Origin of the sequence: Neolewinella persica DSM 23188 (genome assembly GCF_000373105.1) — a bacterium.
GTDB classification, from domain to species: domain Bacteria; phylum Bacteroidota; class Bacteroidia; order Chitinophagales; family Saprospiraceae; genus Neolewinella; species Neolewinella persica.
In genome coordinates this window covers 85,341-97,352 of sequence record NZ_KB890414.1, presented here as the reverse complement: position 1 = coordinate 97,352, position 12,012 = coordinate 85,341, and the positions used below count along the sequence as shown (strand labels likewise).

The 12,012-nt window shown below is 51.4% G+C and carries 10 protein-coding genes; 4 read left to right on the top strand and 6 right to left on the bottom strand.

Going from position 1 to position 12,012, the window contains the following annotated elements; all coding sequences use genetic code 11:
- Nucleotides 1–3: 3 nt before the first annotated feature.
- Nucleotides 4–1,035 (top strand): AI-2E family transporter, encoded by a 1,032-nt coding sequence (locus B036_RS0102005; RefSeq protein ID WP_020567012.1) that lies wholly within the window; start codon nt 4–6, stop codon nt 1,033–1,035.
- Between the two features lie 314 nt (nt 1,036–1,349).
- Nucleotides 1,350–2,534, top strand: coding sequence for a sensor histidine kinase (locus tag B036_RS0102000; protein ID WP_026231591.1), 1,185 nt, complete (start codon nt 1,350–1,352; stop codon nt 2,532–2,534).
- Between the two features lie 826 nt (nt 2,535–3,360).
- On the opposite strand, the gene B036_RS0101995 is transcribed toward B036_RS0102000, so the two are convergent.
- The 6 genes from B036_RS0101995 to B036_RS0101970 all read right to left on the bottom strand — a co-directional run bounded on the left by B036_RS0101995 (nt 3,361) and on the right by B036_RS0101970 (nt 10,029).
- A complete protein-coding gene (locus B036_RS0101995) occupies nt 3,361–3,810 on the bottom strand; it encodes a nucleoside deaminase (protein WP_020567010.1) in 450 nt (149 codons plus the stop codon).
- A complete protein-coding gene (locus B036_RS0101990; RefSeq protein WP_020567009.1) occupies nt 3,803–4,759 on the bottom strand; it encodes a glycosyltransferase family 2 protein in 957 nt (318 codons plus the stop codon). The genes B036_RS0101995 and B036_RS0101990 overlap by 8 nt, the downstream gene beginning before the upstream one ends.
- 60 nt (nt 4,760–4,819) lie before the next feature.
- Nucleotides 4,820–6,085, bottom strand: coding sequence for a dihydroorotase (locus tag B036_RS0101985; protein WP_020567008.1), 1,266 nt, complete (start codon nt 6,083–6,085; stop codon nt 4,820–4,822).
- A 364-nt stretch (nt 6,086–6,449) separates the two neighbouring features.
- Complete coding sequence (locus tag B036_RS0101980; RefSeq protein WP_020567007.1) at nt 6,450–7,967, bottom strand: S8 family serine peptidase; 1,518 nt, start codon at nt 7,965–7,967, stop codon at nt 6,450–6,452.
- Between the two features lie 606 nt (nt 7,968–8,573).
- Nucleotides 8,574–9,161 carry a guanylate kinase gene (gene gmk / locus B036_RS0101975; protein WP_020567006.1) on the bottom strand — a complete coding sequence of 196 codons (588 nt, stop codon included), beginning with the start codon at nt 9,159–9,161 and terminating at the stop codon, nt 8,574–8,576.
- The gene (locus B036_RS0101970; RefSeq protein WP_020567005.1) at nt 9,151–10,029 is read right to left on the bottom strand and encodes a YicC/YloC family endoribonuclease; all 879 of its coding nucleotides are present in this window, start codon (nt 10,027–10,029) and stop codon (nt 9,151–9,153) included. The genes gmk and B036_RS0101970 overlap by 11 nt, the downstream gene beginning before the upstream one ends.
- Nucleotides 10,030–10,525: 496 nt before the next feature.
- Here B036_RS0101970 and B036_RS0101965 point away from each other — a divergent pair, with 496 nt between their 5' ends.
- The gene (locus B036_RS0101965) at nt 10,526–10,837 is read left to right on the top strand and encodes an HU family DNA-binding protein (RefSeq protein WP_020567004.1); all 312 of its coding nucleotides are present in this window, start codon (nt 10,526–10,528) and stop codon (nt 10,835–10,837) included.
- Entirely contained in the window at nt 10,837–11,622 is a 786-nt protein-coding gene (locus B036_RS0101960; RefSeq protein WP_020567003.1) for a tetratricopeptide repeat protein, read from the top strand. The genes B036_RS0101965 and B036_RS0101960 overlap by 1 nt, the downstream gene beginning before the upstream one ends.
- Nucleotides 11,623–12,012 lie beyond the last annotated feature (390 nt).

Sequence of the window (12,012 nt, the reverse complement as noted above, 5' to 3'; positions counted from 1 at the left end):
CTTATGACCATTACCCGCGTAGCCGCCTGGCTTGTTACTATCGCCCTCATACTCGTCTTGATTGTTGTGGGCAAAGCCTACCTGGAGCCCATCTTCATGGCTCTGGTGATCTGGTACCTGGTGAATGCCCTGGACAAACAGTTTCGGAAGCTTCCCTGGATTGGCCGGCACCTGCCCGGCGGGGTTACCCTGGGCATGTCTTTGGTATTTATCGGGCTTACGTTATACGGTGTTGGAGATACCATAGTCGCTACCGTTCAGGGCTTTGTTGTTGACAGCGCCAAGTACGCACCGAAGGTCGATGCTCAAATCGTCCGATTCTACACAATGTTGCACTTGGAAAATCCACCAACGCTGGAGAGTATCCAGCTTACGGACCAGTTGTGGGCTTACTCTACCGAACTGTTGAACGGCTTTACCAACTTTGCTAAAGGCTTGTTTTTGGTGCTGCTTTACGTACTGTTTTTTCTGATCGAGCAAGGGGCTTTTGGTAAGAAAATGACCGCCCTGGGTCTTGACCTCAAGGAATCCAATCGCCTTTCACGAGTACTCCGGGAAGTCAATGATGCCATGCGCACTTATCTGGGGGTCAAAACCTTTACCAGTATCCTGACGGCTATTCTGAGCTGGGTAGTTTTCTATTTCATCGATATTGATTTTGCCCTATTCTGGGCTTTTCTGATCTTCCTGTTCAATTACGTGCCGAGCATCGGCTCCATCACGGCAACGGCGTTGCCCGGGCTGCTCGCCCTGGTACAATTCGATACGCTGACGCCCTTCCTGGTGATTATTTTGGGTGTGTCCGGCATTCAACTCCTGGTGGGTAATATTCTGGAGCCCCGGCTCATGGGAGATACCCTGAACATCAGCCCGCTTGTAGTCGTACTTTCCCTAATTCTGTGGTCGATGCTCTGGGGAGTTGTAGGTATGCTGCTCAGCGTACCCATTACGGTGGCGATCATCATCATTTGTGCGCAATTTCCTACCACCCGTGCGGTGGCCATCCTGCTTAGTAAGAATGGGAAAATAGGGTAGGGGACTTCGCCCCTGTTGCAGGCTAGTCGCTTCGCTCCTTGGTGCAGAGGTCGCTTACGCTCCCGTTGCAGTGCACCTTCGGTGCGTTGCAGGTTGCAGCTACCACAAGAGGCGGCTCGGTTCACTCGTTAGATATGCGACATTTGATATGGGACTGGCTACCGCTCCCCTGCAACCATGCAACAGGAGCAAAGCGACCCCGCAACCCCTGCAACAGGAGCTAAGCGACTTCTGCAACCGCTGCCCAAAATTCCTTGATAACAGCATACACTTACCCAAATCCTAGTCGTTACCTTTGTACCCCTAGTCGATACATGAGTATACTCCCTACATCCTCTCGTTGGCCCTTATACCTGGCAATTACCGGACTGGTGATTGTTGTTGCATCCGTGTGGTACACCAACAACTTAGCGAGTAAACTGGCTAAAGTGGAGCAACATTTTGTTGATCTCTACAAGCAGTCCGTAAAAGACTTAGGTGAGATTACTTCGGAAGAAGAACTTGACAGGGATGTAACTTTTCAAGGAGAAATCATCCAGCAAATGGAATCTGTTCCACGTATCATTACCAATTTTGACGGTAAAGTAGTGGATTGGGCTGGCTTCGGTAGCCGAGATAATAGTGAAAGAGGAAATCGCTACGAAGATTCAATGTACATCCAAAGAGTTGTGGAAGAATGGATTGAAGAAGGCCAGGAACCAGCTAAGCTTTACGCTCAACTCCAATATTTTGGTGAGAGCCGCCTCCTCCGCCAACTCCGATACTTCCCCCTCATTCAGGCCATCTTAATCGGTACCTTCGTTTTTCTCGGCTACCTGGGCATCAACCAAACCAGAAAAGCTGAGCAGAACCGCGTTTGGGTGGGCATGGCCAAAGAAACTGCCCACCAGCTGGGCACGCCGATCAGCGCCATCATGGGATGGGTGGAACACCTGAAGCTGATGTACGCCGATGATGAGGATCTCATGGAAGTATCCGATGAACTTGGTCGTGACGTTGAACGACTATCGATGGTTGCTAACCGCTTCAGCAAGATCGGCGCAACGCCCGAATTGGAACCCGTCAATATCTTCGAAGAACTCAATAAGTGTCGGGAGTATATGGAAAAGCGGGCACCACGCAAAGTCTCCTTTAATTTCCCCGCCCCAAATAGTGGAGACATTAAGGCGGCCATTAACCCCCTTCTTTTCGACTGGGTCTTCGAAAACCTGCTCCGCAACGCACTCGATGCTATGGACGGAAAAGGCGTTATATCCGGCTCCATCCGGGAGCTGGAAGACAAGGTTTACATAGACATCACCGACACCGGAAAAGGCATCGCCCCCAAGAATGTCCGCAAAGTATTTAATCCAGGATTCACCACCAAAAAGCGCGGTTGGGGCCTCGGGCTAAGCCTCGTGAAGCGGATCGTGGAAGAATACCACAAGGGGAAAATTGTGGTCAGTCATTCTGAAGTTGGGAAGGGGACTACGTTTACGATCACGCTGCCGAGAGCTTAGGGTTCAGGCATCAGTATCCAGGGTTCAGTATTTAGTAGGCAGTTTTCAGGATTCACCATACAGGCTGAGCACCTTAACTGTAGTCTCTACAGTCTGTCAGCTTACACGCAGTGCAGTTTTAGGGAGGCCAGCTCATAGAGCTTTGTAGCACAAGTCTGAGTTTTAACCCAGATAAAACCACCCAAACCGTTACGGCAGAATACCTTCAGGTTAGCCCTCTATTCCTGAATCCCCTGTCCCCCTTCCCTTAGTGTAGCTCCTTACCTGAGGAGTACCTTAGTAGTTCCCGTTACTCTACCTCGCTTAATGCCTGAATGCCCTTAATGGTTCCCCCTTTCCTTAGTGTAGCTTCTTAGTGCCCTAAGTGTCTTAGTGGTTCCTGTTACTCTACTTCGCTTAATGCCTGAATGCCCTTAATGGTTCCACCTTCCCTTAGTATAGCTCCTTACCTGAGTACCTTAGTAGTTCCCGTTACTCTACCTCGCTTAATGCCAGAATGCCCTTAATGGTTCCCCCTTTCCTTAGTGTAGCTTCTTAGTGCCCTAAGTGTCTTAGTGGTTCCCGTTACTCTACCTCGCTTAATGCCTGAATGCCCTTAATGGTTCCCCCTTCCCTTAGTGCAGCTTCTTAGTGCCCTAAGTGTCTTAATGGTTCCTGTTACTCTACTTCGCTTAATGCCTGAATGCCCTTAATGGTTCCACCTTCCCTTAGTATAGCTCCTTACCTGAGTACCTTAGTAGTTCCCGTTACTCTACCTCGCTTAATGCCTGAATGCCCTTAATGGTTCCCCCTTCCCTTAGTGTAGCTTCTTAGTGCCCTAAGTGTCTTAGTGGTTCCTCTTCCCCCGAAAAAAAGACGTCATCAACTCCCCGCAAGCCTCGTGCATGATTCCAAACTCCAGCGTTGTCTTGGGGTGCAACAGCTCGCGCCCGAAACGCATAAACCCTCGTTTGTCATCACTGGCACCGTACACAATTCGGGAGACCTGGCTCCAGGCTAATGCGCCGGCACACATCGGGCAGGGCTCGAGGGTTACGTAAAGCGTACAGTCATGGAGGTATTTATCTCCCAGGTGATTGGCTGCCGCAGTCAGGGCAATGATCTCGGCATGGGCAGTTACATCGCTGAGGAGTTCCGTTTGGTTGTGGCCCCGGGCAATGATGCGCTCATTGGCGACCACGACGGCGCCTACGGGAATTTCTCCCGCTGCGGCTGCCAGCTTCGCTTGCTCAATGGCTTGCCGCATGAAGTAGTCGTCATCGTATACTTTAAGCATCGTTGAGGACTTTTTCCACCAGGTAATTATTACGATCTGAGCTGGAACGAGAAACCAGCTCCGCTAAAAATCCGGTATTGAACAGAATGGTGCCCAGCACCATGCAGGTCAGCGCGATGTAAAACCACGGATTTTCCGTCACTAATTGCTTAGGCATATCGTTGGCGACTGCGTAAAGTTTGGCTCCTCCGATGTAGAGTACGCTGCCGAGACCCAATAGAAACATTAAAGTGCCAAGGGTGCCAAACAGGTGCATGGGGCGTTTGCCGAATTTGCCCACGAACATCAATGACATAAGGTCCAGAAACCCGGTTACCAATCGTGATACGCCGAACTTGGAGTAGCCGTATTTACGCGCCCGGTGTTCTACCACTTTTTCACCAATATTTTTGAAGCCAGCCCATTTGGCCAGCAGGGGCATGTGGCGGTGCATGTCTCCGTAGACCTCAATAGATTTTACGACGTTGAGACGATAGGACTTAAGTCCACAGTTGAAATCGTGCAGATGAATACCGCTCACTTTGCGCGTAACGGCGTTGAAGAACTTAGAAGGCAACGTCTTTCCGATGGGATCGTGCCGCTTTTGCTTCCAGCCAGAGACGAGGTCGAAACCGTCTTCTTTGATCATGCGGTAAAGCTCCGGAATCTCATCGGGGCTGTCCTGTAAATCAGCGTCCATCGTGATGATTACGTCGCCGGAAACGTGCTTGAAACCAACAAAGAGTGCGGGGCTTTTGCCATAGTTTCGCTGAAATTTAATGCCTTTCAGGTTTGGGTTTTTAGCTCGTAGTTCCTCAACCACGGCCCAGCTGCCATCAGTGCTGCCATCATCGATCAGCCATACTTCATAGCTGAAGTTATGCTCTTTCATCACCCGGTCAATCCAGGCGGTGAGCTCGGGCAGACTTTCTTCTTCGTTAAACAGGGGTACGACAACACTGATGTCCATTGGGCAAAGTTACGTAAAGACGGCCGTTTGTTGGGCGGAAGCAAAATTCCCAAACAGCGTTTAATCGGCAGGGAAGAACTTGCCATAGTTTACCACACCCACAATACTTCCAGGTAGGGTTTTGCCAACTAGCGGACTGTTAACCGTCTTGCCTTTTAAATCGCTGGCGGTGAACTCGCTACTGCCTGTGGTGGTGAATAGGGTCATGCGGGCGGGGGCGCCGGGGCGCAGGTGCAAGGCAGGGGACCCCAGAAGCAGGGAGGGGGAGTGAGTGAATTTTCTTACTATTTTATCAACACCCATTTCATCTTGGAGTGCCGCCAGTGCCTGGCGGAAGGCCGTCTGTAGTCCCAATGCGCCAAAGTCAGCATAAGGAAATTCCAGTTCCTTCTCTTCGCCATGCCGGGCCACGTGGTTACTCACGATACAGTCAATCGTGCCATCTTTAAGGCCCTCAATCAATGCCTGGCGATCCGTCGCTTCCCGCAACGGAGGAAGCATCTTAAAGTTAGCATCAAAACCTTCCAGCTCATCTACCGTAAACTGCAGGTGGTGGGCGCTTACTGTAGCCGTTACGTTCATCCCCAGGTCTTTCGCCCGGCGAACCTCCGCCACCCCTCCTGCGGTACTCAACAGGTGGACCACCATCAGCCCGTCGGTGTAATTCAGTATTTCCATCGCCTGTTTAAGTGGGATGGTTTCACTCATGGTCGGAATACCCCTTAAGCCCATCCGTGTACTAACCGGCCCTTCGTGAATCTGTCCGTCAGGGACTAACTTCTCGTCGTACGGAGATACCATCACCACGAGGTCACGTACCAATGAGTACTCCAGCGAACGCTTTAATAGGCTGCTGCTTACACTTCGCTTGGGCCCATCGGTGAAAACGATGGAGCCAGCATCGCAGAGTTCCAGCATCGCGACCATGTCTTTGCCCTTCAGGTCTTTGCTCAGGGCAGCCATTGGATACAGGTCCACCGGGTGTGTACCGTTTTGACGCAACAGGTAGGCGATGTCAGCTACTGATTGCCGGACGGGATCCGTATTCGGCAAGGTGGCCACCTGAACGTAGCCCCCAGCCAGCGCTGCAGCCCGTAAGCTGGCGATGTCTTCCCGTTCTTCGTGGCCAGGGTCGCCCAGGTAAGCACCTATGTCAACGAAGCCAGGTGAACAATGCGCACCTTCAAGACTGATCACTTCTTCACCGTCCTCTGCCTCCAGCATTGGTGCCATTTCGGCAATCAGATCATCTTTAACCCTGATGTCCAGGGTTTGACCGTTCAGGGCATTGCCGACATCGGTTATTTTAAGGGAGCGGAGTAGCATGACGCAAATGTAGTCAGGTAGTCAAATAGTCAGGTAGTTAAATAGTCAGAAAGTCAAGGAGTTGAAAAGTCAAGCAGTCAGATAGTGCAAAGGAGTGCTCACTATCGCTCGTGCGGGATAGTAAGTTGGATGGCTTGATGAGCTGCAATAAGTAAATGCTCGCTCCACTCATACGAGCGAAGCGAGCATTTACTTGCGGTAGCTACTATTTGACTACTTACGCGAATCAAGCGCTAAAATAAGTACTTACCTGTTGAAACAGTCGCGTCAGCAATCAATTATTCTCTCACTCAATTATTAGCTGAATCCCAAGCTAGTTGTAAAGTAAAAAGACCCACTTTAGCTCTTGATTCGCGTTACTTGACTATTGCACCGCAGCGTTAGCATCAATGATGCCCCAGCCGAAGCTACCGCTCCGTCCTGGATAGATAGAAGCCGCCTGCTTCATACGGTTCAGCACCTGGCTGCGACTCTGACCTGGGTTCGTAGCCCAAACCAGGGCAGCGATGCCGGCGGTGGTGGCCGTTGCTGCGCTGGATCCACCTACGTAGCCGGCGTTGTCGTTATAACGGCTCAAGGTCAGGCTGGTCCGGTCGGTATTGCTGTTGCGTTGCATCACGGCAACAAAATCAACCGCGTTGCCGTCGTGGCAGGTGTTACAGCGCTGCATCGGGTTACTGTCCCGGATACCGGTAACGGCAGTCGTTTCACTCATGCTGGCTGGGAAGATGACTCCATACCAGCTTGTCCAACTAAGGGAGGTGCCAGCGGCACATAGGATCAGTTTTCCCCGGTTATTGGCGTAGCGGATACCGTCCTTTACCGTACCACTGCTGAACACATCACCAATACTCATGCTGATGATTTTTACGCCGGAACGATTACCTGCATCTACCAGGGAATTCTTTACGCCTTTTTTCTCCTTACTTCCGTTGATGATCACGTCAGAGGTGCCCCGGTAAGTGTAGAGATTCGCTTTATAAGCCACACCTACGGTGCTGCCATTGTTGGTACGTGGTGCACCTGCAAGCCCGGCCATTTGAGTGCCGTGCCCGCACCGGTCGTTTGGCCCGTCGCGGCTGCTTCTCCACCAGCTGGGCTCGTAGAAACCGTACTTGCTGATGGTCCGGCCGGTACTCCAGTCGCTACTGAACTCACCACCAAGCTTATTCTGCTCTGGGTAAACACCGGTGTCGATGATGGCGATGCCGATATTGTCCCCCTGGCTGGTGTTCCAGGCCTGCGGGATGTTCATGTACGCGTAGTTCCAGGGCATTTTTGCTCCCGGACTAATGGTGGTGTAATCCGAACCGTTCAGACTGCTGGAAGGAGCTTCGGAACAACCGCTGCCGGAGCGCAGATCGATCTCGCCGCCACTGTAATTGCTCGGTTCCAGGTAGCGGACGTCGGGCCGTGCCCGGAACTCTTCGACTACGCCGGGGTGCAGCACCTTAACGTCGAGAATAGGCAGTACGCCATCTTCCTCGAAAACGAAGAGGTCCTCTTCGCTGATCGATTCACCGGTGAGGCGTTTGGTGGCTTCCAGTAAATCGTTCACCAATTCGTCCCGGGTAGCCTTCCAGGCACCGGCGGTAACGTTAATTTCATGAATAGTACCATTCAGGTTCTCGTAGCCAGCGGGCTGGTAGCCAAGGGAAGCATGGTGCTGACTAAGGTCTAGCGCACTCCACACAACGTGGCTGCTGGCGTCGTTCCAGTCGAACACCTCATTGGTGGCAAACAGCTGTTCTTCGACTAGTTTGTTCAGCTCAGCCTTGGTTAGAGGCGTTTGTTGGTCTGTTGTAGTGGCGGTGGTAAGCGACTCTTGCTGACAAGAGAAGATAGTTAACGCCAGCGCGCAGCAAAGGAGAATACGATGCATAATAAGGAGAATGGTTTGGGAGTGTGTGGATATTGGATGAGAACGCAGATGTAGAGATGAAATAAAATTAGGCAGGCCCGATCGCCTCCTGCTTTAAATTCGGAATAATTGCGTACTTATACCTGAATAATCAGTGGTTTATGCCGCTAATGTAGTCAAAGTCGGAATATTAGCGAAATTTCGCTAATATTAAATTTCATTGCTTAGCATTATCCTACTCCGCGTCAGGTTTTGTCGCTGCCACAATAAAGGCCAGGCGTTCAAGTAACCGACCGTACCCCGGGCCAAACGGCGTGCCCGGATGGCTGCCGAATTGGGAGGTGTGAAAAAGAATGGGAGCAGCACCTTGATTCATCTTGCGTAGCGTCGCAACGGACTTAGCGACTTGCCAGTACGGCGTCTCGAAGTATTATCTGGGCGCGGGCGCTGGTGCAAAGGAAGGCCATTCAAAGCAGGGGAGTAAGGTGTGGTACTCAGTAAGAAGCTTCTTCATGGGCATAGTTAGGCCAAAACCTTTGCTGGCATTAACCCCGTATTCAGCACGTGGTATTTAACCATAAGTAACCCGAGGTTCGGGCTGAGTTCACAGAACGGAACGGTCTTAGGTTATTTTCCTATCTCCAGAACTTCCCGGGCAATCTCGTCCGCTTCTGCAAGTGCCGTCTTTAAGTCGTCGTTCACCAAGACCCGGTCGAAGGTGTTGACGTAGGCGAGTTCTTCTTCCGCCCGGGCGATGCGGACTTCAAGGTCTGCTTCAGACTCCGTATTCCTATCCCGCAACCGCTGGTACAGGATTTCGGGGCTGGGTGGGTTGACGAAGACCGCAGTACTCTGCTCCGGATAAAATTTCTTCAGGTTGGTGGCCCCTTTTACCTCGATGTCGAAAACGATCACCATGTTCTGGCTCCAAAGCCGGTGCAACTCCGAGTGCAGAGTGCCGTAAAAACGGCCGGGGTAAACCTCTTCGTATTCTACGAAGTCGCCGGCTTCGATTCTGGAACGGAACTCCTCATCCGTAAGGAAATAGTAGGCTACACCATCTTCCTCTCCTTCTCGCATTGGCCGGTTGGTGGCAGAGACGGAAAAAGCCAGTTTGCCGAAATGCTTCAGCAAATGCCGGACAATGGTTGTTTTTCCTGCCCCGGAGGGGGCCGTGAAAATGAGGAGTTTACCGGTAGGCGTATCAGGCAACATTGGCAAGTTGTTCTTTGATCATTTCCAGGTGTTCTTTCATGTTGACCACCAGCTTCTGGATGTCTGCCGAATAGGCCTTGGCACCAAGGGTGTTAACCTCCCGGCCAATTTCCTGACTGATGAAGTTGAGCTTGCGGCCTTTAATGCCATCCTCGTTATTAAGGATCTCCAGAAAATATTCACAGTTTTGCTTCAAACGGACCTTCTCTTCGTTGATGTCCATCTTCTCGAGGTAAAAAAGAACTTCCTGTTCGTAGCGGTTCTTATCCACATTGCCACGGCCAAGGTAGTCCTTTAGTTGTTTTTCCATCCGGTCTCGGACCGATTGCACCCGCTCCTCTTCGTACTGGCTTACTTCTTCCAGGAGGTCGGCAATGCCCTTGCAGCTTTCACTCAGGTCGTTAGCCAGCACATCCCCTTCTTGCAGGCGATATTCGTCGAGGTGCTTCAGGCAGGCTTCGGCGGTTGCTTCCAGGTGAGGCCAATCTTCGTCTGTCAGGCGGTTGCTTCCGGTCTCGACAATGCCGGGGATACGAAGGAGGGCGGCATACAAACCGTTGGAATGGGCGGAGGCAGGGGCATCCATGCCGAGGCTGACCTGACTGTATACCTTATTAAGGAGCGTAGTGTTGACTTTTAGCGCGTTTCCGCCGGTCTCGTCGGCAATGTCTACCGACACTTCGAGCTTGCCGCGTTTGGTCGTGTCGAGAATCAAACGACGGAGTTGCATCTCGTACTTGTGCAGCTGCTGAGAAGAGCGCATCCGCAGATCATTTTGCTTGCTGTTCAGGGACCGTATTTCCACGGTATAGGTTTTGCCAGAAATAGTCTGTGTCGCCCGGCCATAGCCAGTCATTGAAAGGAGCATAGTGCTGCGAGGTTTTGGGGAGCTGGCAAAGATAGGTTATGCAGGGCAAGTTGTCAGATAAGTAGTCTGAGCGGTGATCTCAACAGGATGATCAAGTGGAACGAGCGACAGGTTTCGTGACCTTTTGGCCAGCGCTGTCAGGTTTGGCGAGTAGGGGGCACAGGAGGCGCGGCCGCAGGTGCAAAGTGGGGTTAATGGCAAAGGGAGGTAGCCATCACCCCTTGCTTCTAAACTTCCGCTGCACCTGCGACCCCGCCCATATTCTGACGAAGGGCAACGGCAACAGCAAGCAGAGGCTAAAAGAGCATATTCGACTGGTTTAGTGGCTCGTTAGCTTCGAAAACCGGGACTTTAGTCCGCTTTCAGCGCAATGAAAATGACCGCTAAATGATTGATTTAAAAAGAAATAGTTCAGTTTATTAACTCGTAACCGCCTAAAAATGCGATATTTGCGTCGCTTTTGAAAATCCCCCGTCACGAACAATAAAAAACCGAAATGAGGAAAGCTGATTTAGTTACAAGCATCTCCGAAAAAACGGGCATCGCTAAGGTCGATGTTCTAGTATCACTGGAAAGTTTCTTTAAAGAAGTTAAGGGTAGCCTTGCTGAGGGGGAGAACGTTTACATCCGTGGATTTGGCTCTTTTGTCGTCAAGAAACGCGCCAAGAAGATTGGACGTCACATCAAAGAGAACAAGGCCATTGAAATTCCGGAACACTTCATTCCGGCCTTCAAGCCAGCAAAGGTTTTTGTTGAGCAAGTGAAGGATAAGGTTAAGGCACTGCCCAACGAAGAAAGCGCCGACTAATGGGGCGCTCCCAGTGGATCGCCGTAGCCGGAGTCGCCGTACTTTTACTACTTACCTACTGGGGTTGCCCGGTACGACCTCCGGAAATGGAGGAAGGCTTTGCTCGTGGCCCGTTGGAGACTACGGGGCTGGAGTCCCTGATTCGTGCCGCACGGGCTAATTTAAGTCCTGCCTCCATCGCTACCCTCGCTGATCTGGAAAGCCGCCTGGAGAAGGAACCTACTGCTTCGGAACGGGTTCCCATTCTGGAGCAGCTTGCCGGAGAGTGGTACCGCGCCGGCCAGCCCGCTATTTCTGGGATTTACGCTAAGAAAATTGCTGAAGAACAAAATACCGAGGAGGCCTGGAGTATAACTGCGACCACGTTCAATATCTGCCTGAAGAAGGAAGGTACGGACGAGAAGACCCGCCAGTTTTGCGCCAGCCAGGCCGAGCAGGCTTACCAGGCCGCCATCAGCCTTGACCCGGAAGATGCGGACAACCGGATTAACCTGGCGCTGAGCTACACGGACTACCCTCCCCGGGACAATCCCATGAAAGGTATTCTGTTGTTACGTGACCTGGAGAAAAAATATCCGGAGAATCCCAGGGTCTACATCACTTTGGGCCAGTTGGCCATTAAAACGAACCAACTGGAGAAAGCGGTCGAAAGGCTGGAGACTGCCAGAAGGCTGGATCCGGATAACCCGGAAGCTATTTGCCCGCTTGCAAGAGTTTATGAAAGCCTCGGAAAGCAAGATGAGGCGGCCATTTTAGGGGCTCGATGTCAAGAACTCGTTAAATAAAGGTTGCTGCCTTGGCAGCATCCAACTAAATACCCCGCGAATTGTACTATCTTTGCGGGTCCAAAATACTCGTAACCTCATTTACTAACCAAAATTGACTACTATGCCGTGTGGAAAAAAGCGGAAGCGTCATAAGATTGCTACCCACAAGCGGAAGAAGCGTCTGCGCAAGAACCGCCACAAGAAAAAGAACCGCTAGTTCTTTACAGAACTGCAACATACCATCTTCGGACGCTGCGCCTGAAAGCGCGGCGTCCGGAAACCGGTGGTAGCTGCAAGCCTGCTCGTTTATACTCCAAAAGAGTTTTGCTACCGATTCGAAGTGCCTACTACCCTTTGAGAATACTTGTTTTCGGACCATTTCAGGTCATTCTGACCAATTCCGGAATT